A 22,179-nucleotide genomic window follows, 5' to 3' on the forward strand; every position below is an offset into this window, starting at 1 on the left:
CAGCCATCTGGCTGGTATTCATGAGTTTTGAAACTCTTCTGCGCGCCTTTCTAATTCCGCCATGAACGATGTTCTGGCTTTTTCATGTGCATTCGGAGTCATAATACTTATGATCTGTATGTTGTCGTACTCCATCCAATGCCTTGAAAAGACCAGGTAGTTGTTAGAGGTTCTATCAATCTGAGCCTTGGATTTTTTCCAGGCCTGTTCGGAAGGTAATCTGATGTGAATTTTATAAACGAACGAGTCACAAAGCCTTGAATTCTCTTCCCATTGACCTTCGTTTCCAAACCTGTCTGGAAGAACATCGGTATTCTGCCAATTCTCTAACGCTTTCCCATACGCGCGGGCTACATCTGGAAATTCAACGTCCTTATGGACACTCACCTTACATGCCATCAAGAGAACCCCGGCTGTGAGAGTCCTAATTTTTTATGCTCCGCAGTAATCATTGCCCGGACGTCTTCATCTGATGGCATATCGCTTAGACTAACAGTCTTAGTCGGAGGTCGACTACGCTCAATTGCATTCAGAATATCACGAGCAAGAAATTCACTCTGCGCTACCGCTCGACCAAAGCGAATAAGCGCATCACGATGCTGCACCCTTAGCTCCGGGCTGTCAGGATATAATTTAGCAAGATTATCAGGAGAAATGACGATCTTGATTGCCTCTTTGACACGCGCATGTTGTTTAAGACTATCTTCACAAATTCGCTTGGTTTGAGCCAAATTCGTCATGAGTAAAGGGCCTTTACCTTTAAGTTGCCTTTTCTGAACGATGGCACTTATCAAAGAGCGTTGATTAGCATTGAGCCCGCAGAGGTAATCCGTTGCCTCTTCGAGAGGGAGGAAGATCTGACCACTCGGAAGTTCAAATGTAAGCGCTGAAGACACGCCAATATGCGCTTTGGATTCCATTACTGCAGTTGGCAATGTTGTGCTTTTAGCAGGGACAGGTGCCAAAGAGGCAGATAGACTTGCCACGATTGCTGCCACTGCTGCCGATGTAGATTTTTGTTTCATAAGTACCTCACAACATCAATGGATAAATAATACCCTAAAGGCCCCCTTGCAGAAAGCCGCAAACAACCGGCCTATTAACGGCCAGCCAGTGCAGATCTTTTTAACCGGATGCGCGAGACGTTTTGCAAAAGTAAAGAATTGCCGGTTACCTACCAGGCCTTGCGGTGCAAGGACTGCAGTCGTACGTGAAAATTCCCCTACTAGCAACCCCGCCCGATTAGATCCTGATAAAAAATAAAACGACCCTTTAAAAACATCATGTTAACCAATCGGTTAGCTGCTGCCAGTAAGCTGCTTTTTGCAAACGGCTGCAAAACCTTGCGCGGCGTGTAAATGCCAGCAGGTCGCAGAAGCCCAGCATTTGCGCGGGCTGGCCGCTGGTGCCAACGCTTGGGTGTGTACCGGCAATTTGCCCTTTTCAATCATTCCTCTGACGGCTGCCGGTGTTTTACCAATCAATCTTGCAAATTCTTGGTAAGGAACGGCAGAAGCAGCGAAGCGGAAAGCATTATTCATAACCGCGTGACGTTCGTTAAAACGAAAACGGGCAAGCCTCGCACCGTTCGTATATCTGATGAAGTGGCGCAAATGGTTACATGTGGAAAGCGTGGTTTTCTGTTTCCTGATGCTGCCTATCCGCATTTCAGAATGACGATAAAGGAAATAAAACCAGATTTACCAATGGGGCAAGCGACGCACGCTTTACGGCACAGTTTCGCAACCCATTTCATGATTAACAGTGGAAGCATTATCACGCTGCAACGAATCCTGGGTCACTCGCAAAATGAGCAAATAATGGTCTATGCGCATTTTGCCCCGGAATATTTGCAGGACGCGATCTCGCTCAATCCTTTAAGGGGGTGGACTTGCGGTCAAGAATGTCCACATCGTGTCCACAGATGGGTAACTAAATATGGCTCTCAATGGTCTTGTGTGCCGCGCAAACCCGCATTGTACCGTTGAAAGCCAGTACTGACGAGGGTATCAAAGGCCCTTACGCAGGCTGATTTTTTTGCTCCTTTCTCTGCTTTTTCTCCCCACTTCTCGTAGGTGAGATACACTTTTCTCATCCATTTCAATCAGGAAGAGAAGAATGAGCGCATTTCCCACAAGTTTATTAATCCTCAACGGTAAAAGCGCCGGTGACGACGCCCTGCGCGAAGCGGTAACGCTGCTGCGCAATGAAGGTATGGATATTGAGGTCCGCGTGACCTGGGAGAAAGGTGACGCGGTGCGTTACGTGCAGGAAGCGCAGCGGCTGGGCGTGAATACGGTAATCGCGGGCGGCGGCGACGGCACGATTAATGAAGTGGCGACGGCGCTGGTGGAGTGCGACGGCGACAATATTCCGGCGCTGGGTATTTTGCCCCTCGGCACCGCCAACGATTTTGCTACCAGCGTTGGCATCCCGGAGACGCTGGATAAAGCCTTACAGCTGGCGATTGTCGGCAAAGCGGTGGCGATTGATATTGCCCGGGTAAATGAAAAAACCTGTTTTATTAATATGGCGACGGGCGGCTTTGGCACACGCATTACCAGCGAAACGCCGGAAAAACTGAAAGCCGCGCTGGGCGGCGTCTCCTATTTGATTCATGGCCTGATGCGCATGGATATGCTGAAAGCGGACAGCTGCGAAATTACCGGTGAGGATTTCCGCTGGCAGGGCGACGCGCTGGTTATCGGCATCGGTAACGGCCGTCAGGCGGGCGGCGGGCAGCAGCTCTGCCCGCAGGCGCTGATCAACGACGGTTTGCTACAGCTACGGATTTTTACCGGCGATGAGTTGCTTCCGGCGCTGGTGAATACGCTGACGCAGCCGGAAGATAACCCGCATGTTATCGACGGTAAATCGGCGTGGTTTGAGATTAACGCGCCCCATGAGATTACCTTTAATCTCGATGGGGAGCCGCTGCGCGGGGAGCGGTTTCGTATAGAAGTGCAGCCAGGGGCGCTGCAATGCCGGTTGCCGCCGGATTGTCCGCTGCTTAAGTAATTGCTATTCAAAGTGGTCTGACTTTTGTGGAATGGTTCCGTTCACTTTATTAGGAAAAGTGGAATAGTTCCGTTCACTGTATGTTGGGCAGCAACTTGCGGTTCATCACACGTGACCGGGAAAAGGGGGGCCGCTCCCCCCTTTTCAATCCCCGCGGCCCCGCGCTGCAACTGTTTTACCTCATTTCGCTCATGTATCGCTGTATGTGTTAGTTATCCGTTTATATGGCGGAGGTTTTGTAGGCCTGAACGGAACAATTCCACCCTGGTAAGCTAATACCCCGCCACCTCTCGTGCCATTTCACGAGAATACTGCTGGCTGGCATTGACCAGCATCCGCGTATAGTCCGTTTGCGCCGCGCCGTTAACCAATGCGTCGACGGTGAGGGTTTCAAGGATTTTGCCGTGCTGCATAACGGCGACTTTCTGGCACAAATGGGCTATCACACCGAGATCGTGGGTGACCATCAGATAGGTCAGGTCCGACTCCTGCTGGAGTTCCGCCAGCAGATTAAGGATTTCCGCCTGCACCGAGACATCCAGCGCCGAGGTTGGTTCATCGAGCAGCAGCACGCGCGGCTGCAAAATCAGCGCCCGGGCGATGGCGACGCGCTGGCGCTGGCCGCCGGAAAGCTGGTGCGGATAACGATCGCGAAACGCACGGTTTAGCCCCACTTTATCCAGTAGCGTATTGACGCGCCGGTCACGGTCGTCAATGCCGTGAATATTCAGCGGCTCTTCGAGAATATCGCCAATGGTATGGCGGGGATGCAGTGAACCGTAGGGATCCTGGAACACCATCTGCACCAGCCGACAGCGCGGTTTACTGAGCCGTTTCTCCAGCGGCTGATCGTTGATCGCCAGCGCCCCTTGCCAGTGGGTAAACAACCCGGCCAGGCATTTCAGCACCGTGGTTTTGCCGGACCCCGATTCGCCCACCAGCCCGTAAATCTCGCCCGGCTGAACGCTAAACGTAACGTCATCCAGCACCTGGGTGCGCTTCTCCCCTTCGCCAAAGGCGAGGTTAAGGTTTTTTACGTTAATCATGCAGCACTCCTTATTCGCCCAGCCAACTGGCCTGGCGCTGCAGTACCGGCAGCACCGCCCGGCGGTTGTGGATTTCCGGTAGCGAGTGAATCAGCCCCTGGGTGTAGGGATGTTGCGCGTTATCAAGATCGCGGGCGGCAATTGACTCGACGATCCGTCCGGCATACATCACCAGCACCCGATCGCAGAAGCTGCGCACCAGATTGATATCGTGGCTGATAAAAATCAGCCCCAGCCCGCGTGATTTCACCAGGTCATCAAGCAAACCGAGCACCTGCAGGCGCACCGAAACGTCCAGCGCGGAGGTCGGCTCATCGGCGATCACCAGTTCCGGATCGGTAATCAGCATCATCGCAATCATAATGCGCTGCCCCTGCCCACCAGAGATCTCATGAGGGTAAAGATGATAAACCCGCTCCGGCTGGCGGATGCGCACCACATCCAGCATCTCCAGCACTTTGCTTTTCGCCTCGGCTTTTTTACCCGGATGGTGCGTCAACCACGCTTCAGCAATCTGATCCCCCACGCAGACGACCGGGTTCAGGGAGTATTTCGGATCCTGCATAATCATCGAGATACGCTTACCGCGCACCTGGCGCATCTGCGCTTCGCTAATGGATAACAGGTCGGTTTCGCCAAACTGCATGCAATCCGCCTGAATGCGGGCTTTCGCCGGATGCAGGCGCAGCAACGCGCGCCCAACGGTGGATTTGCCAGAGCCGGACTCGCCGACAATCGCCAGTTTCTCCTGACCGAGGCTAAAGGAGACGCCGCGCACCGCGTGGGTTACCGCGCCTGCGTTGTTAAAATCGACATGCAGATTGCGCACATCGAGCAGCGCGTTATTCGCTGCGGGGATCGAGGATGTCACGTAAGCCGTCTCCTAAGAAGTTGAACGCCAGGCTGTTAATCAGAATCGCCAGCCCTGGAATAGTCACCACCCACCAGCACTCCATCATGTAGGTGCGCCCGCTGGAGATCATCGCGCCCCACTCCGGCTCAGGCGGTTGCGCGCCGAGGCCGAGAAAACCTAAGCCTGCGGCGGTGAGGATAATGCCCGCCATGTTCATGGTGATGCGGATAATCACCGACGGCAGGCACAGCGGCACAATATGCCGCCATAGCACGCGCACCGAGGATGCACCTTGTAAACGAACAGCAGAGACAAAATCGGCCTGGCGCAAAGAGAGGGTTTCCGCCCGCGCGAGGCGCGCAATCGGCGGCCAGGCGGTGAGGGTAATGGCAATCACCACATGTTCAAGCCCCGGCCCCAGGGCGGCGACAAAGGCCAGCGCCAGCACCAGGCTTGGGAAGGAGATAAAAATGTCGGTAACGCGCATCAGCACCATATCGATCTTGCCGCCAAAATAGCCCGCCGCGACGCCCAGCAGCAGCCCGAGCGGGCCGACGGTGACGGAGACCAACAATACGATGTAGAGGGTGATACGTGAGCCATAAACCAGCCGGCTGAAAATATCGCGGCCAAATTCGTCGGTGCCGAACCAGTGCGCGGCATTCGGCGCGGTCAGGGCGTTTTCCAGATCCTGCACCAGCGGGTTATAAGGGGCGATTAGCGGTGCGAAAATGGCGACCACCAGCAGTAGTAAAATAATGCCCCCACCAATGGCGGTCAGGGGATTGCGCGCCATTTTACCGACAAATCCCACCGCACGACCTAGCCCACGTTTCACGCGCTGGCGACGTTCGCGGCTTGAAGATGAGAGCGGCGTAGCGAAAGAGACCGTCATGATTTGGTCCTCGGATCAAAGAGTTGATACAGCATGTCGGAAAGCAGGTTGAGCAAGACAAAGATCACGCCCACCAGCAGCACGCAGCCCATCACCGCATTCATATCCCCCAGCAACAAACTGCCGGTGAGATACGAACCAAAGCCCGGCCAGGAAAAGACCGTTTCTATCAATACCGCCCCTTCGAGCAGCGAACCGTAGGCCAGCGCCACTACTGTTAACAGCTGGACGAGAATGTTGCGAAAGGCGTGGTTCCAGATAACCTGGCGTTCCGTCAGCCCTTTTACCCGCGCGGTGATAATGAACTCCTGCGATAGCTGCGCCAGCATAAAGCTGCGGGTCATGCGGCTGATATAGGCCAGCGAGTGGAAGCCAAGCAATGATGCGGGCAGTACCAGATGGTTAAGCGCATTCCAGAACACCTGCCCATTGCCCGCGATCAGCGCATCGACGGTAAAGAGCCCGGTACGGCGCGGTACGATGCCATCAAGCCCCAAATCTAACCGCCCTGCGCCACCCACCCAGCCGAGCCAGGCGTAAAACAGCAGCAGCCCCATCATGCCGACCCAAAAAATGGGCGTTGAGTAACCGGCAAGGCTGATAATGCGCACCACATAATCAGACACGCTGTTGCGCCGCGCCGCGGCCAGCACGCCGAGGGGAATCCCGAGGCCCGCGCCGACAATGATCGCCATCGTTGCCAGCTCAAGGGTGGCCGGAAAGACGCGAAAAATATCGTCCAGCACCGGCTTGCCCGTCAGTAAGGCGTTACCCAGATTGCCGTGCAGCAGGTTATTGAGATAGATAGCAAACTGCGTCATCAGCGACTTATCAAACCCCAGTTGCTGGTAAACCTGCTGGTAAGTGCTGTGATCGGCATCGGGGCCGACAATCGCCAGTACCGGATCGACAGGCATCACGCGGCCGATAAAAAACGTCAGCAACAGCAGACCAAACAGGGTGATCGCCACCTGAACCAACCGTTTTGCAGCCCCTTTGGCTCCTGAGCCAGACATCAGCGGTAATGTACTCATCCCTTCCCTCCTGTGCTGGCGGGCGCTTTATAGACTTCGCGCAGAAACGTGGTGGCAGAGGGATGGGACTGGAAGTTTTTCACTTCGTTGCGCACCACCACTGAATCCACCATTTGCGACAGCGGAATCAGCGCTGGCATTAGCTGGTCGTAGCGCAGCTGGATTTGCTGATAGGCGGCTTTCTGTTTTTCCCCATCGCGCTCCAGCAGCGCTTTATCGATCATCTCGTTCAGCGGCTTGTCGTAGAAACCGGTGCGCCAGCCCTGAAAGTTGGTCAGCCGGGCTTCATCGCTGTTATCCGGGTTATAAACCAGCGCGCGCAGGCTTGAGTGCGGATGGGGCTCAACGCCGCTGCCGCCACGCCCCACCAGCATGTCGAACTTGCGCTCGCGCATTGCGCCATAGATCTGGTTGCCGGTACCGGTGACAATTTTGGCGTTGATCCCCGCCTGCATCAGCGTCGACTGGACGGCAATAGCGATATTGAGAAAGGGCTGATCGGCAAGTACGCGCAGGGTGGTGTCAAACCCCTGCGGATAGCCCGCTTCCGCCAGCAGCTTTTTCGCCCGCGCGATGTCCAGCCGGTAACCGGGATCCGGCAGCGTGGAGGGCATACCGGCTTTGATTGGCCGCTGATGCAGCACGCCATAGCCCGGCATCAGCGCTTTATTGATGCCCTGATAATCAATCAGGTAGCGCACCGCTTCGCGCACTTTGGCATTGGCGAAGTGCGGCTCTTTCATACTCATCGCCACGTAATAGACGGTGCCCTTCTGCACCGCTTCAACGGTAACTTCGGGATCTTTACGCAGGGCATTGATATCGGCGACTGCCATATTGTTCGCAATGTCTAAATCGCCTTTCGCCAGCATCAGGCGCAGGGTTTGCGACTCCTGAAAATGGCGTAGCACAACGCGGTTCAGTTTGGGTTCCTCGCGCCAGTAATCGGGGTTGCGCTTCATGCGCAGCACATCTTTCGCCTGCCAGGTCTCCAGCATAAACGGACCGGAACCCGCTTCGTTAGTGGTGAGCCAGCGGTTGCCCCAGTCGCCGTTCACTTCGTGGCTTAAGACGGTTTTGCTGTCCAGCACGCCGAGATTGCCCAGCGCCCCCAGCGAGTAGATAACCAGTTGCGGATCGTTGGCTTTTGGCAGGGTGATTTGTACGGTGTAGTCATCCGGCGCGCTCACCTGCTTGTCGATATTGCTCTTGCTAAAACCGTAGGATTTCCACACCGACGCCTGCGCCAGATTGAGGTGCAGCAGGCGGCGCATCGACCAGACCACATCCTGCGCCGTCAGCGGATTGCCGGAGTGAAATGTGACGTTATCGTGCAGGTGAAAAGTGAGGATTTTGCCATCCGGGCTGATGTCCCATGATTTTGCCAGCGCAGGCTTCACGTTGGTTAACGTATTGGGATCGAGTTCCACCAACGAGTCATAGAGATTCACCACAATGCCGACCACTTCATTGCCGGTCATTGCTGCCGGGTCGAGGGTCAGCAGGTTGTTCATATTCATGCCGATGATGAGCTGATCGGGCGGCGTTTTGGCAAACGTCGCGCCGCTCCCCATCATCAGCGACAGCGTGAGCAAACACGCCGTCGCGAGGGAAGGTTTTTTCATCTGTGCATACCGTTTGTAGAGTACGTTTAACCGGAAGGCGGCGGATGCCGTATCGGTTACGTGGCCCGAAGGTCATTGCCTCCGGGCTATTATTGTTATGGGTCAGTCGTGGCTTAGGGTGTTGGCGTCGATCCAGGCAAAATTAATATCTTCCCCCAGCCCCGGTCGCTGCGGCAGATGCACGAAACCCTCTTCGTCCATCGGATCGACCAGGCTATTTAAGTAAGCGGCGGGTTGGTCATAATCGAGGAACGGATGCAGTAGCCCGCGCTCATACCAGCGGCAGTTGCGGATGGCACCAATCACCGCCAGGCTCGCTGCGCCATTACCATGAACCTCACAATCCATCCCAAACGACTCGGCCAGGTTCGCCACTTTCAGAGTGGGCGAAATACCGCCAACGCCGTTGGCACCGGCGCGCAAGATGTCACAGGCACCCGCTTTCACCCAGTCGGCGCGGCTGTGGTGTTTCCCGCCGAGGCTTTCCGGCCCGATAATGGGGATCGAGAGGTTTTCCGCCAGCCACGCGTAAGAGGACATGCTCTCCTCTTCCATCGGCTCTTCGAACCAGGCGAAATTCAGTTTTTCGAGTTCTTTACCGATGTAGAGCGCCTCGGTGCGGCTGTACCAGTGGTAGCCATCAATCATCAGATCGATATCCGGGCCGACCGCCTCACGCACCGCTGCACAGGCTTTGACATCCATTTTCGGGTTCGGCGCAAATTTCACCGGCGGCATCCAGGTGTGCAATTTAATGGCTTTGTAGCCGCGCGCGACCAGCTTTTCGGCAAACGCTGCGTATTCATCCGGCGTGGAGAGGCCACCTTCCAGCTCATCGCCGCACATGGTGCTGCCATAAGCCGGGACTTTATCGCGATAGCCGCCCAGCAGCTTATACACCGGCATATTGAGCTTGCGGCCAATCAAATCCCACAGTGCCTGTTCAACAAACGACAGCGCGCGCTCGGTCAACTGATGGGCGCTGCCGCGCTGCCAGTGCACCAGATCCTGCCAAATGCGCTCGCGGTTAAAGGCATCCTGGCCAATCAGCACTTTGCGAAAAAAGGTGTTCAGCACATAGGGCCGCACCACTTCCGGCGGGGCGAAGGCGTAACCTTTAGTGCCATCGTCAGCGGTAATAGTCAGCATTGCCATTTTGGCCAGCGTTTCGGCACCCGGATGCGAATGCCCGGCGCTATCGGAGACGCGCCGCGTTGGGTGCTGAAAGACGGTGACATTGACAGATTCGATATTCATTACGGGTCCTTGTTATTTTGAAAAGCTGTTTCATTACAAAATATATGCACAAAAAGCCAGCACATCCTCGGACAATTCCCGCTAAGCGGCGGTCATTTTTTGGGCATGCGCACGAATGAACGTGACATTTTTCACAAAAGGTTACGGAAATGTGATGGGGATCGGCGGGGGAAAACGCAGGCAGTAGAAACAGCTTTTTGACCCTCCCCCGAGCGGGAGAGGGTTAACGGATTATCAGGCGATGGTCACTTTCTCATCCAAATAAACATCCTGTACGGCGTTAATCAGCTTCACGCCGTCAGCCATGCTCTTCTTAAACGCTTTACGGCCGAGGATCAGCCCCATGCCGCCTGCGCGTTTATTGATTACCGCCGTACGCACCGCGTCGCTCAGATCGGTATCGCCGCCCGATGCGCCGCCGGAGTTGATAAGCCCGGCGCGCCCCATATAGCAGTTCGCCAACTGGTAACGCACCAGATCGATCGGGTTGTCGCTGGTCAGCTTGCTGTAGACGCGCTCGTCGGTATAACCGAAGTTAACCGCTTTATAGCCGCCGTTATTTTCCGCCATTTTCTGCTTCACAATATCCGCGCCGATGGTGGCGGCAATATGGTTGGCCTGGCCGGTTAAATCCGCAGAAGCGTGGTAATCGACGCCATCTTTCTTGAACGCAGAGTTACGCAGATAGGCCCACAGCACGGTGACCATCCCCAGTTCATGGGCGCGTTCAAAGGCGATGGAGATCTCTTCAATTTGGCGGCGGGACTGCTCAGAACCAAAATAGATGGTTGCGCCAACCGCCACCGCGCCCATATTGAACGCCTGCTCAACGCTTGCGTAGTAAGTCTGATCATATTCCGTTGGGTAGCTCAGGGTTTCGTTATGGTTCAGTTTGACCAGGAACGGGATACGGTGAGCGTAACGCCGGGAAACGGAGGCCAGCACGCCGTAGGTGGATGCCACACAGTTACAGCCCGCTTCGATCGCCAGTTCAACAATGTTCTTCGGATCAAAGTAGAGCGGATTGGCGGCGAACGACGCGCCCGCGGAGTGCTCGATCCCCTGATCCACCGGTAAAATGGAGAGATAGCCGGTGCCCGCCAGCCGCCCGTGGTTATAGAGGGTCTGCATATTTCGCAGTACCGCAGGCGGACGGTTATTATCCACCATCACGCGATCGACATAATCGTGGCCAGGTAAATAGAGTTGATCGGCGGGGATGGTCATACAACGGTGCTGCAGAAGGCTGTCGGCGTCGTTGCCAAGTAACTGCACAATATCAGTCATCACTATAACTCCCGTAAGCTTCGCACAAAGCGAATTGGATTATCCTGACCTGCCTTGCGACAGGCAGAATAAGCCTGGTTGCCGCTCGCGAGTTTTTCCAGCGCCGCCCTGTTTTTCAGCCTATTCTGCTGGCACGTTTCAGAGGCTGGTTTACCACCATTCATGAAAGTGGTGCACCGGCCCGATGCCGTGGCCGACTTCCAGCGTGTCCGCCTGTACTAACGCGGCCGTCAGCCACTGTTTTGCCTGTGACAACGTCGATGCCCAGCTCTGGTGACGCGGGCGCAGCGCCGCCAGCGCTGCGGAGAGGGTACAGCCCGTTCCGTGGGTATTTTTGGTTGCCACGCGTGGGGCGGTAAAACGCAGTGCACCGTCGCGGGTAAACAGCCAGTCGGGGCTTTCTACGTCGTCCAGATGACCGCCTTTCATCAGCACCGCTTCGCAACCCAGCGCCAGCAGCGCTTCCCCCTGCGCATGCATCTCCTGTTCTGTGTGCGCCTGTGGCGCATCAAGCAGCGCGGCGGCTTCCGGCAAATTGGGGGTAATAAGAGAAACCTGCGGCAGTAACTGCTGGCGCAGCGCGCAGACTGCCGAAGGCGATAAAAGCGGATCGCCGCTTTTCGCCAGCATTACCGTGTCGAGCACCACATTGCGCACCGCGTAGCGACGCAGCCGCTCGGCCACCGCTTCAACGATATCTGTTTCAGCAAGCATGCCGATTTTGGTGCTGTCGATGCGCACATCGCTGAGCACCGAATCAAGCTGGGCGGCAACAAAATCGGGCTCGATACGGTATACCGACTGAACGCCACGGGTATTTTGCGCGACCAGCGCGGTAATCACCGAGCAGCCGTACGCGCCAAGGGCAGAAAAGGTTTTCAGATCCGCCTGAATACCTGCCCCGCCGCTGGGGTCGGTTCCGGCAATGGTTAAGGCGTTGATGCGTTTCATGCCTTCCCCCCCAGCGCGTAGAGCGCATCGAGAAACGCCGGGACAAAAGAGCCGGGGCCATCGCTTTTCGCACAGGCCTGGCTCCCGGCCTGCGCCATAAACGCACAGGCGGCAGCAACATTTTCCAGCGTATCGCCCGGCAGCGCGCAGCAGGCGGCGGCAACCGCCGACAGGGCGCAGCCGGTGCCAACCACGCGCGTCATCAGCACATCACCCCCGATGACCTGCAATATGCGTGAACCATCGGTGATGTAATCAACTTCGCCGCTGATGGCCACTATCGCGCCGCTTTGCCGCGCCAGCGCCTGGGCGGCAGGCAGCGCGCAGCTGGCGCTATCGGTGGAATCTACGCCGCGTCCGCCCGCGCTCATCCCCGCAAGAGCGAGAATTTCTGAGGCATTGCCGCGAATAGCCGCAGGCCGCAGCGCCAGCAACTGCTGGCAAAATTCCGTGCGCAGCGTCAGCGCCCCGACGGCGACGGGATCGAGAGTCCAGGGTTTACGCGCGGCATTCGCGCTTTCCACCGCCGAGCGCATAGCAGCAGCGCGTTCGCGGGTTAAGGTGCCGACATTGATCAATACAGCATCGGCAAGTGCGCTGAACTGCGGCGCCTCTTCGCTATCAATCACCATCGCCGGAGAGGCGCCAAGCGCCAGCAGCACGTTGGCGGTAAAGGTTTGCACGACGTCATTGGTCATACAGTGCACAAGGGGAGAACGGCGGCGGAATTGCTGTAAAACATGTGCGATTTGCACAGGATCAAGCAGGTCAGGTTGCATAGTTTCGCTCCTGCCCGGCGTGAAGAAGGGATACCGGACAGGTATCTGACTTCCCTACGCTGGCATTATCCAGATCAGGTGGTACGGGTATTTCTCAGCCTTCACAAAGAAGGGCACCCCGAGTCATATCGTTCAAAGGTTTGTGGTTAACGTGGTTGATTAAGCACAGCTCAGGATGGTAATGCCCACGGCAAGGGTTGTAAATGGTAAAGCGAGACTCGACGGGGATAGGCGCAGGCGGTGAATGTAAACAGAACGGGTCAACGGATAAAATGAATCTTGCAGAGTCATTGGTTTAAAATTTTAAATCCCATCATTCCAGTCTCTGCTCCAATTAAAATTAGCTGTTATAAGATCTTGTAGGCCATTCAACATTTTTATTAAAGCGTAAAGCTCTTTTTTCATTTTTTTTAAGATGACAATAGCCTCGTTGATGCGATAAAAATGGTTAAATATTGCATTTAGTGTTACGTGCATAAGATATGAATAATGCGCCTTTTGTGATCGATAACAGCAATTCACCTGGATTGATATCCTTTAGTAATAAAAAAATACCGGCAAATGTATTGCTATAATCGTAGACATTCCGCTTTCAAATGCAAAACTAAGCAATTTAAATCAACAAACAATAACCATTTAAGAAGGAAGGAAAATGTTATCAAAAAGAAGAGCTGCTGAAAAAATTCAAAATAAATGGCGTACATTTGTACATAATAGTAAAACAGAACCTTTAAAAGCACGCGTGGTAGCCGCGCTTCTCGGTAAACAACTTAGTAAATTTTCTGAAGTTGAGAAATCTTTATTAGAGAACAAAATCATTGTCCAGGCTAATGGCGCACTTGGGAATCCACTAGAGGGCCACTCTTGTTTTTACGTTAATCGCTCGCGCATACATATGATGTTTATGCATCCGATAGACATTCCAGAATTAGACATCAAACCCGACTATATTTCAAAACGTCCCGTAAGCCATTACCCTATTCCAGAGTATTTGGGTGCTCATGTCGTAATCCTAACAGATGAAGGGGGATTTACTAGCACGGAAGATTTCGTTGGATCCTTCACTTATCTTTGCGATAAAGGCTCGATATTTGTGCTTAATGATAATTCAGCTACTTTATTCGAGACTGCTTATCGACAGGAAATAGAAAATATTAAAGGGCGTCGTTATTCTTATGGCCTCCATTATAACTGCAATACATTTGTAACAAATGTGCTGTGTCGAATTCTACAATTTCACCTGGAAATTTAGTTTAAATATTTCTTAGGCATAACGTAAACCTGCCCTTACTCTTTTGGGCTTGATTGTAATTGTCTTAGTTTTGTTCTGAATGTGCTTAAGCGCATTATTCACCTCAAAATACAACTAATGAATAGAGATTCCCTGCCCGTAAAGTTTATCCTGTTTGGTGATATATAAAATTAACAAGCGCCAGCAGTTACGCACAGGATAATAAGTTGCCATTTATTAACTTAATGCTTTGTAAAACACAATCGTGCCAGGAAAAGATTGATTACCGTTTTATTTAATTCAAACTCAACATTAAAAAGCGAGTCGTCATGCTTAGCAAAGAAAAATCCGCACTGTTTATACAAAAAAAATGGCGTGCATTTATAAGAAAAAGAAAAGCCGACCCCGAGAATGTACGCGAACTGGCATCCGTTCTGGGTAGACGATTCGAGTCTGCGGATGATGCGTTCACGTGTTTACACGAAAATAAAGTTATTGTGGTGGCTAACGGCAGCAGAGAAAAACCATTTGACGGTCATTCGAGTTTTTATGTCAATAACATTCGTAAGCACCTGGTCTTGCTCTCCCCGAAAGTGATTAAGGCCAGGAATAAACCGCCTTACCGGGCAAAATATCCGGTCAAATATCATAGAGAACCGGGTTATATAGGTACCTATGCGGTAATAGAAGCCAAAGACACTGCGCATTTACAAGTGAGCGACGCTGGCATCAAACAGGCCCTGCAGTATCTGTCTTCAAAAGGCAATCTGTTTGTGCTTGACGATATTTATACTAACGTCTTCGATAGCGCCTTTCGTCAGGAGTGCAAATATTTTAGCGTTCGGCCATTTTCTTATGGCTTTCACTATAATTGCCATACATTTGTCTTAAATGTACTGCTGCGAATAATAGAACTGAAGCGCAAAGAAAGCGTGCTTGCTAAATATGTTTCCGGTTGATATCTGACTCGTGAATCAGGCACTGATGATAAATATAACCACACTCGGTGATCGCGGATTATATACCCGATAACACTTTAACTCTCAGCAGGAGAAATACCCATGCTTAGCAAAGACAAAGCTGCCAGTGAAATACAAAATAGCTGGTTTGCATTTACCACAGCAAGAAGAGCGGATTGCGATAATGCGCGTGCCCTCGCGTCCGTGGTAGGTAGAAAAATCACATCTATGGGTGATACCATTTACTGCCTGCAAAACAATAAAATCATTGTTCAGGTTAACGGTGTTACAGGCGATCCATGGCGTGGCCACTCCTGTTTTTACGCCGATAACGTTCGCAAGCATATGGTCTTCCTCACGGCGGCACAAGTCGAGTCAGGACGTTACACTCCGGATGCTATCTCAAAATATCCCGTCCAATATCACCCAGAGCCTTCTTATATCGGCAAATGGCCTGTAATCATCACTGACGATAATACATTTATGAAAACCCAAGGCTTCGATAGTATCCTGCAGCATCTTTGCAGGAAAGGAAGACTGTTTGTACTTCATGATGTTTACGCCGCCGTATTTGAAAACGCTATACGCCTTGAGACCATCAATTATAAATATAGACCTTTCACTTATGGACTTCACTATAATTGCAACAGATTTGTCATCAACGTGCTCAAGCGACTAATAGTACTCAAGCCATAGGCCATATTATATATTCAAATTTTAGCGATAGCCGCTGGTTTTATGATGAAAATTTACATCCGCGCTAAGCTTAAATACACACCTTAAAATTCAAACACAAACATCAGTATCTTCAAACATAAACTTACGTGTATATATACTCCTGGGTATATGAAACTCAGGAGCATAAACCGTGTTTAATACACCATGCAGCTCCTTATAGATGAGCGCCGGATTGTTAATATACATAATATTATTTACCATCGAACAGAGTGACAAGTTCTACATTTGTGCGATGTTGAAACCACAGTTCCGCATTGCAAATCCTTCGAAGCAACCTCTCTTGTTTTATAAAGCACAAAGAAATATGTAATTGTACATTTTGAAAGTCGCATATCTCAAACACATGGCATATTAAACAAAGCTATATTTCCATTTATAATGAAAACATATAGTCCACTCATACTCTATTGCATTTGAATTTAATTTGTGTTTAAGGGTTCACTAATGCGTTGCACCGCTCCTAGCCAAAATTATACTTATACTCTCGCGTATATATACTTCTGGGTATATGATATTCCGGCGAAAAAACAGTATTAATAACTTGATGCAGCTTTTTCGAATTAAAATCGCCATTATATACATAGGCTTTAAAATCGCGTGAACGTGTGTTTCTTAAAAAATCTATTAAATAGAGCGCCAGCGCTGGTTTCATAAGATAATAATCAAACATGGGCGCATCCTTTTTATTGTTATTTTGACAAACAACTCTCCACTGCACCTCATTTTTCAACTCCGGGAAAGACGTGAATAACATCAGAGTATAGACTTCTATTGTTGGCAAAACTTCGTTTTCATGATGATCGGTTAAAGTCATATAGCCATACTTAACCATCCTGTGATCCTCTCGAATACAATAAGAGAAATCACCAAAATATACACCGTTGTGATACCGACTTGGTGGAGATCCAGAAGAATCAAACTGACAGCTAAAAAAAACAAAATCATGATTATGCAAATATTTCACATCCTCTTTATAGGTATTTGTTTTTTTCAGGATGTTCCTGTGTATTAATTCCTTATTGGATAAAATGGATAATATACCTGGGTGTTCTTTATAAACATTTAACTTATCATTACCTGTTGATGTGGAGAGTTTTGTACGTGAGCGATGTTGAAAGGATAAATGAGCACGAGAAATATTATATAACAGATCATATTCATTATCATCGAGCTCACCGACTTTCTCTCTTATATTTTGAAAGTTCACATGTGATATTTTTCGGAGATGTTCGAATGCGCCAAAAGAATACCCGTTGGCTGTAGGGAGATGTATTCCAAGGTGCCGAAAGTACTGTCCATTAGCAAACATAGCACCGTATACTTGTGAAACCAATGCTTTTCTTAAAAACTTCTCAAGTTTGAACAGTTTATCAATATTATCCATAATCACCTGATATTAAAAAGAATCAAAGAGATGAGGACGGTAGAGTGTACACCACCAAATGCCTGTGAATTGGCTTCACGCCAATCAGGTTTCAAGCGTTCCATTATTGCATGCACTCGATTAAATTAGATCTTATAATTGGTGAAATTTACTAAAATAAATTCCGGGTTCGCTTATCACTTTTTGGCAGATTTAACTTTAGGCTTTATAAATTTTTTAATGCGGGTAACGTATATTCGCGAGAGTAAAAAGCTGATTTCACGTTAATTAAGATGGCAACGCATTTTAACAAAGCATTTAAACTTATGCTTATAATTGCATTACGCCTTTTATAGGCATGATGCTAGCGCATTGCACGCGCCAGCATCAGTAACAAAAAATGTGAGTAATACCAAATTATTTCTTCAATAACTTTCAATAGTAAATTGCCGACTGGCGGCCACACAGTTTGCCACTTCATGTTCAAGAAAACGCAGAAGCGATGCACACGCATCAAGAGCGTCTGTTTCAAATAGCGCATCAGCCATCTCTTTTCTTGCTGCTTGTTTAATATCGTTGTTCAATGCTTGATATAATACACTGGCAAGAGAACAGGGGGTAAAGGTGTAGGCAAAATCTATATCCGGGATAAGTTTAAAATCAGGTTCATAATCTCGATGCGAACCCGCCTCGATATCAAGGCGCAACACGGGTTTGCCGGTAAGGAGGAAATCAAACATTATCGAGGAGTAATCGGTCACCAGTGCATCAAAATTATTTAGCCAGGGATAGATATCAATACAGGGATTAATATACCAGACATTGCCACTAAGCTTGCCGGAAACGTTATCCTGACGCAGTGTTGGATGCCCTTTAACATAGAGATCGGTATTATTTCTTTTACACTCCTCAGCCAGTTTCAGCAAAAATTCTGTACTGCCAGTGATAATGGTATCGTCTCCGCGCTGCCAGGTTGGGGCGAAGAGTATTTTCTTGCGGGCTTTATTGGTTATAGCACTCATCATGGTTACAGGTATTTCACTGCCAATAAGCTCATATGTAGTAGCCTGCCGCAAGATGACTTCATTGCGAGGATAACCTGCGCGAATAATGCGTTTACATCCGAAAGCATCATTAAAGAAGTCATCCAGGAAAGCAGAAGTACTTAATACACAATCGGCGCGGGAGGCGAACTCAACAGGCTGGCGGAAATGATAATCGCCGAGGGATAAATGGTTGATTAATTGCAATAAAAGATGTTTTACCGAAACACCATGCCACAGCTGCACCTGTCTGGCACCTTGCAGACAAGCAAAAAGAGCTTCATTACCCTTCAGGCATTGCGCAGGATTGATAGAAAAAACCGCGACTGCGGCAGAGAGAAAAAGCTTAACGGTTTTATCTAGCGTCTCTTCGCTTATCAAATGACATGGGAGTTGGTTGGCCTCCAGCGTGGAGATTAGCGTTTTATCACAGCTGCACCAGATGCAGGTAAAATCTCTATTTTCCTGCAGCGCGCTTAGATAGAGATATTTTGTGCTATCGCTAAACCACTCCCTGCCAAAAAAAAGGACGACTTTTTCTTTTCTTTTTTTCAATGAGAGGTTTGCGAAACGTAGGGTCAATTCGTTATTCATGTGGCTATCCGCTAAAGCGAGTAAGTTATTGAGGTAAATAGCGACACAACGGTAAAAAAACTTAAACCGTACCGACTTTCTTTTCACCCGCCATACGGCCTGCCTTTTTCAGCTTATTGAATTGATTAGTTATAAACGCGATTTTCACTCCTCAAGGATAAGTGCTGCTCCGTTGTACCTGTTTTTATGCAGATCGGCTTTAGCTACCCTTATTAGCATCATCACCCTTAACCTGTTAACGGAGCCATTATGAAAGCTATCGCTATTACCCGTGCCGCACAGAACGGCAGCAACTTGGATTTCCTCAGCGATATCGAACTGCCGCAGCCGCAAGCCACCGGCCATGACTTACTGGTGGAAGTAAAAGCCATCTCCGTCAATCCTGTTGATACTAAAGTGCGCGCCGGTTTCAACGCCGATGCGCCGCGCGTGCTCGGCTGGGATGCGGTTGGCGTCGTCAGCGCGGTGGGCGAAAACGTGACCCTTTTCCAGCCGGGGGATGAAGTGTGGTATGCCGGGGCGTTAACCCGGCCTGGCAGTAACAGCGAATTTCAGCTGGTTGACGAACGCATTGCCGCGCGCAAGCCTAAAACCCTGGATAATGCCGCGGCTGCCGCCCTGCCCTTAACCGCCATTACCGCCTGGGAACTGCTGTTTGATCGCCTGAATATCACAGAGGGTGGTAACGAAGGCGATGTGCTGCTGATTGTCGGCGCGGCGGGCGGCGTCGGATCTATTCTGACCCAGCTGGCGCGCAGGCTTACGCGTTTAACGGTGATTGGCACCGCGTCGCGCCCTGCAAGCCAGCAGTGGGTAACCGAACTTGGCGCGCACCATGTCATTGACCATAGCAAACCGCTCACCGAGGAGCTGGCGCGCATTGGCATCCAACAGGTTTCACATGTTGCCAGCCTTACCAATACGGAACAGCATTATCAGCAACTGATCAACGCCCTTAAACCGCAGGGCAAACTGGCGCTGATTGACGACCCGCAAAGCCTGGACGCGCTACCGCTGAAAGTGAAAAGTATTTCCCTGCACTGGGAATTTATGTTTACCCGCTCGATGTTCACCACCGACGATATCATTGCTCAGCATCAGTTACTGTCGCGGGTGGCGCAGTTGATTGATGACGGCGTTTTACGCACTACCCTCGGTGAGCACCTGGGCGCGATTAATGCGGCGAATTTGCGTAAAGCCCATGCGTTGCTGGAGAGCCAGAGGACGGTGGGCAAAATCGTGCTGGAAGGCTTCGGCGGGTAAGATCCTGCCAGGATTATTCTTAAAGGTAACAAGCGGATAGCGAAACAGGCGTCCGCTTTTCCTGCTTCGCCTGGGTTTGCTTACACTTTTTACCAAAGCGTTATTTTTTCGTAGTTGCTCCGCTGTCAGTTAACGGCAATGATGGCATGCTATTGATGCAACTGCGTGAAATGAATAAGAACAACCTGGAGAAAGTATGCGTAAAACTAAAATGATGCTTCTGGGCGCGCTGTTGGCCACCGCCGCGTCGGCCCTTGCCGCACCACAAACTGCCACACCTTCGGCTTCTGGACAGCAATCTTATGAAGTAAAGGAGTTTGTCGCCGACTTCACCAAGTTCACCATTGGCGACACCGTACCGGAAATGTACCGCAGCGAAGATTACAATATTAAGCAGTGGCAGCAGCGTAATCTCCCCGCCCCGGACGCCGGAAGCCATTGGACCTATATGGGCGGCAACTATGTGCTGATTACCGATGCCGAAGGCAAAATTCTCAAAGCCTATAACGGCGACATTTTTTACCACCGTTAATCAGGAGCGTAATGATTATTCGACGCTTTCAGGAGAGCGACCGGCCGTTTTTACGCACCCTCTATTTAAGCGCGCGCAAAGCGAGCTGGCACTGGCTCGATAGCAGCGACTGGCGGCTGGAAGATTTTGACGCCGACACCCTTGATGAAACCGTCTGGGTGGCAGAAGAGAATGGTCATCGGCTGGGATTTGCTTCGGTGTATGACAACGACAATTTCCTGCACAACCTCTTTGTCGACCCGGACTGTCAGGGCAAAGGCGTTGGCAGCGCGCTGCTAAAGAAGGTGCAGTCGACCTTTACCAGCACCGGCGCGCTAAAGTGTCTGGCGCAGAACAAAGCCGCAATGGCCTTTTATCAACGCCACGGCTGGCATATCGAAGCGCAGGGCGTATCGCCAGAAGGGGATTACCTACTGATGCACTACCTGCAAAAATGAAAAACCTCTCCCGGCCGGGAGAGGTTTACTGGCTTACACCGCGCGAAACGCAATCTCACCAGGAATCACTTCACCCTGCCAGTAAAGCTGTGCGGCAACGCGTCCGGCAAGCTGGCGGTAGATAGCGGTAAATTCGCTATCCGGGCGGCTTACTACCGTCGGCGTACCGTTATCCAGATCCTCACGCAGCGAAATATGCAGCGGCATCTGCCCCAGCAGCTCGGTGTGATACTGCTCGGCCAGCTTTTGCGCGCCGCCGGTGCCAAAAATCGGCTCATGATGACCGCAGTTGCTGCAAATATGCATGCTCATGTTTTCTACAATACCGAGCACCGGCACTTCTACTTTCTCGAACATCACGATGCCTTTTTTGGCGTCGATCAGCGCAATATCCTGCGGTGTGGTTACCACCAGCGCGCCGGTAACCGGAATATTCTGCGCCAGCGTCAGCTGGATATCACCGGTGCCTGGCGGCATATCCAGCACCAGATAATCGAGATCCGGCCAAATCGACTCCTGCAGCATCTGCAGCAGCGCTTTACTGGCCATCGGGCCGCGCCAGACCATGGCGTTATCATCGGTAACGAGGTAGCCGATCGAGTTGGTCGCCAGGCCGTGGGCGATTATCGGTGCCATATGGGTGCCGTCCGGCGAAGTAGGACGTTCATGTTCCGCACCGAGCATGACCGGAATGGACGGGCCATAAATATCGGCGTCGAGAATACCGACTTTTGCCCCCTCTGCCGCCAGCGCCAGCGCCAGGTTGACCGCCGTGGAGGATTTCCCCACCCCACCCTTGCCGGAGCTGATAGCAATAATGTTTTTTAAACCATTGACGCCAGGCTGGTTTTTTACCCGTTTTAAGGTGGCAATATTGTGCGACAGCTTCCAGTCGATGGCACGCGCGCCGGTGAGGCGCAGCAGTTCAGCGCTGCACTGCGCTTTTAACTCTTCAAACGCGCTGCTCCAGACAAACGGCATCAACAGCTCAACGTGCAGGGTATCGTCAAGCCACGCAACGTGGTGTACCGCTTTGAGGGCGGTAAGATTGTGCTTCAGGGTTGGGTGCTGAAAATCGGCCAGCGTCCCGGTTACGATAGCGCGTAAGGCCTCCGGGGATTTGGCCTGGGATTGCGAACTCATCCCGACTCCTTTGTAGTTGTTCTGAAAAACGACATTGTAGCTATCAAGTTTACCCCACAGGTAACGATTTATTCATATATGGTTTAAAAGCCCTTATCGCGTGGCGCAATTATTACCTGTTTGGTAATATC

The 22,179-nt window shown here is 51.3% G+C and carries 22 protein-coding genes, 1 pseudogene and 1 riboswitch; of the genes and pseudogenes, 8 read left to right on the top strand and 15 right to left on the bottom strand.

Translation table 11 applies throughout. The features are described from left to right. Window positions 1-18: 18 nt before the first annotated feature. The 3 genes from RW65_RS20225 to RW65_RS22800 all read right to left on the bottom strand — a co-directional run bounded on the left by RW65_RS20225 (window position 19) and on the right by RW65_RS22800 (window position 1,541). Window positions 19-399, bottom strand: a complete 381-nt coding sequence (locus tag RW65_RS20225; RefSeq protein ID WP_039058631.1) for a type II toxin-antitoxin system YafO family toxin — start codon at window positions 397-399, stop codon at window positions 19-21. Then, entirely contained in the window at window positions 399-1,025 is a 627-nt protein-coding gene (locus RW65_RS20230) for a (Fe-S)-cluster assembly protein (RefSeq protein WP_039058632.1), read from the bottom strand. Before RW65_RS20230 ends, RW65_RS20225 begins: the two co-directional genes overlap by 1 nt. A gap of 273 nt (window positions 1,026-1,298) precedes the next feature. Next, a complete protein-coding gene (locus tag RW65_RS22800; protein ID WP_156124040.1) occupies window positions 1,299-1,541 on the bottom strand; it encodes a Cox family DNA-binding protein in 243 nt (80 codons plus the stop codon). Between RW65_RS22800 and RW65_RS22290 the strand changes: the two are divergent. Both RW65_RS22290 and yegS read left to right on the top strand, forming a co-directional pair. Beyond that, window positions 1,521-1,932, top strand: a pseudogene (locus RW65_RS22290) (tyrosine-type recombinase/integrase); the annotation flags it as partial. The gene RW65_RS22800 and the pseudogene RW65_RS22290 sit on opposite strands and share 21 nt — an antisense overlap. A 186-nt stretch (window positions 1,933-2,118) precedes the next feature. Continuing rightward, window positions 2,119-3,018 carry a lipid kinase YegS gene (yegS, locus tag RW65_RS20235; protein ID WP_039058633.1) on the top strand — a complete coding sequence of 300 codons (900 nt, stop codon included), beginning with the start codon at window positions 2,119-2,121 and terminating at the stop codon, window positions 3,016-3,018. 272 nt (window positions 3,019-3,290) lie between these two features. Here yegS and RW65_RS20240 read toward each other — a convergent pair whose 3' ends face one another. The 9 genes from RW65_RS20240 to thiM form a co-directional block, all read right to left on the bottom strand. Continuing rightward, on the bottom strand, window positions 3,291-4,064 hold the full coding sequence (locus RW65_RS20240; RefSeq protein ID WP_039058634.1) for an ABC transporter ATP-binding protein: 774 nt from the start codon (window positions 4,062-4,064) through the stop codon (window positions 3,291-3,293). Window positions 4,065-4,074: 10 nt separating this feature from the next. After that, window positions 4,075-4,935: an ABC transporter ATP-binding protein gene (locus RW65_RS20245; RefSeq protein WP_039058635.1), complete on the bottom strand. Its 861-nt coding sequence runs from the start codon at window positions 4,933-4,935 to the stop codon at window positions 4,075-4,077. After that, window positions 4,907-5,812, bottom strand: a complete 906-nt coding sequence (locus tag RW65_RS20250) for an ABC transporter permease (protein WP_039058636.1) — start codon at window positions 5,810-5,812, stop codon at window positions 4,907-4,909. The genes RW65_RS20245 and RW65_RS20250 overlap by 29 nt, the downstream gene beginning before the upstream one ends. Continuing rightward, window positions 5,809-6,846: an ABC transporter permease gene (locus RW65_RS20255; protein ID WP_039058637.1), complete on the bottom strand. Its 1,038-nt coding sequence runs from the start codon at window positions 6,844-6,846 to the stop codon at window positions 5,809-5,811. Before RW65_RS20255 ends, RW65_RS20250 begins: the two co-directional genes overlap by 4 nt. Continuing rightward, window positions 6,843-8,471, bottom strand: a complete 1,629-nt coding sequence (locus tag RW65_RS20260) for an ABC transporter substrate-binding protein (RefSeq protein ID WP_039058638.1) — start codon at window positions 8,469-8,471, stop codon at window positions 6,843-6,845. Before RW65_RS20260 ends, RW65_RS20255 begins: the two co-directional genes overlap by 4 nt. Before the next feature lie 102 nt (window positions 8,472-8,573). Continuing rightward, window positions 8,574-9,728 carry a mandelate racemase family protein gene (locus tag RW65_RS20265; protein ID WP_039058639.1) on the bottom strand — a complete coding sequence of 385 codons (1,155 nt, stop codon included), beginning with the start codon at window positions 9,726-9,728 and terminating at the stop codon, window positions 8,574-8,576. Window positions 9,729-9,962: 234 nt separating this feature from the next. Next, complete coding sequence (fbaB, locus tag RW65_RS20270; protein ID WP_039058640.1) at window positions 9,963-11,015, bottom strand: class I fructose-bisphosphate aldolase; 1,053 nt, start codon at window positions 11,013-11,015, stop codon at window positions 9,963-9,965. Window positions 11,016-11,165: 150 nt separating this feature from the next. Beyond that, window positions 11,166-11,966, bottom strand: coding sequence for a bifunctional hydroxymethylpyrimidine kinase/phosphomethylpyrimidine kinase (thiD, locus tag RW65_RS20275; protein ID WP_039058641.1), 801 nt, complete (start codon window positions 11,964-11,966; stop codon window positions 11,166-11,168). Further along, on the bottom strand, window positions 11,963-12,745 hold the full coding sequence (gene thiM, locus RW65_RS20280; RefSeq protein ID WP_039058642.1) for a hydroxyethylthiazole kinase: 783 nt from the start codon (window positions 12,743-12,745) through the stop codon (window positions 11,963-11,965). The genes thiD and thiM overlap by 4 nt, the downstream gene beginning before the upstream one ends. Window positions 12,746-12,779: 34 nt before the next feature. After that, a riboswitch (TPP riboswitch) is annotated at window positions 12,780-12,876 on the bottom strand. 521 nt (window positions 12,877-13,397) lie between these two features. Between thiM and RW65_RS20285 the strand changes: the two genes are divergently transcribed. From RW65_RS20285 to RW65_RS20295, 3 genes are all read left to right on the top strand, one after another. Beyond that, window positions 13,398-13,997 (top strand): hypothetical protein, encoded by a 600-nt coding sequence (locus RW65_RS20285; RefSeq protein ID WP_039058643.1) that lies wholly within the window; start codon window positions 13,398-13,400, stop codon window positions 13,995-13,997. Window positions 13,998-14,305: 308 nt separating this feature from the next. Continuing rightward, window positions 14,306-14,935: a hypothetical protein gene (locus tag RW65_RS20290; protein ID WP_039058644.1), complete on the top strand. Its 630-nt coding sequence runs from the start codon at window positions 14,306-14,308 to the stop codon at window positions 14,933-14,935. 102 nt (window positions 14,936-15,037) lie between these two features. Next, window positions 15,038-15,631, top strand: a complete 594-nt coding sequence (locus RW65_RS20295; protein ID WP_039058646.1) for a hypothetical protein — start codon at window positions 15,038-15,040, stop codon at window positions 15,629-15,631. Between the two features lie 502 nt (window positions 15,632-16,133). Here RW65_RS20295 and RW65_RS20300 read toward each other — a convergent pair. Then, window positions 16,134-17,057, bottom strand: coding sequence for a T3SS effector OspC family protein (locus tag RW65_RS20300; protein ID WP_039058647.1), 924 nt, complete (start codon window positions 17,055-17,057; stop codon window positions 16,134-16,136). A 404-nt stretch (window positions 17,058-17,461) separates the two neighbouring features. Then, complete coding sequence (locus tag RW65_RS20305) at window positions 17,462-18,673, bottom strand: CDP-glycerol glycerophosphotransferase family protein (protein WP_052250351.1); 1,212 nt, start codon at window positions 18,671-18,673, stop codon at window positions 17,462-17,464. Between the two features lie 249 nt (window positions 18,674-18,922). On the opposite strand from RW65_RS20305, the gene RW65_RS20310 reads away from it, so the two are divergent. From RW65_RS20310 to RW65_RS20320, 3 genes are all read left to right on the top strand, one after another. Further along, window positions 18,923-19,936 carry a zinc-binding alcohol dehydrogenase family protein gene (locus tag RW65_RS20310; protein ID WP_039058648.1) on the top strand — a complete coding sequence of 338 codons (1,014 nt, stop codon included), beginning with the start codon at window positions 18,923-18,925 and terminating at the stop codon, window positions 19,934-19,936. 196 nt (window positions 19,937-20,132) lie between these two features. Further along, window positions 20,133-20,468 (top strand): RcnB family protein, encoded by a 336-nt coding sequence (locus RW65_RS20315; RefSeq protein WP_039058649.1) that lies wholly within the window; start codon window positions 20,133-20,135, stop codon window positions 20,466-20,468. Window positions 20,469-20,479: 11 nt separating this feature from the next. Continuing rightward, window positions 20,480-20,905: a GNAT family N-acetyltransferase gene (locus RW65_RS20320; RefSeq protein ID WP_039058650.1), complete on the top strand. Its 426-nt coding sequence runs from the start codon at window positions 20,480-20,482 to the stop codon at window positions 20,903-20,905. A gap of 33 nt (window positions 20,906-20,938) precedes the next feature. Here RW65_RS20320 and apbC read toward each other — a convergent pair whose 3' ends face one another. After that, window positions 20,939-22,048, bottom strand: coding sequence for an iron-sulfur cluster carrier protein ApbC (gene apbC, locus RW65_RS20325; protein ID WP_039058651.1), 1,110 nt, complete (start codon window positions 22,046-22,048; stop codon window positions 20,939-20,941). Window positions 22,049-22,179 lie beyond the last annotated feature (131 nt).

It is taken from the genome of Enterobacter sp. Bisph1, from assembly GCF_000814905.1.
Classification (GTDB): Bacteria; Pseudomonadota; Gammaproteobacteria; order Enterobacterales; family Enterobacteriaceae; genus Kosakonia.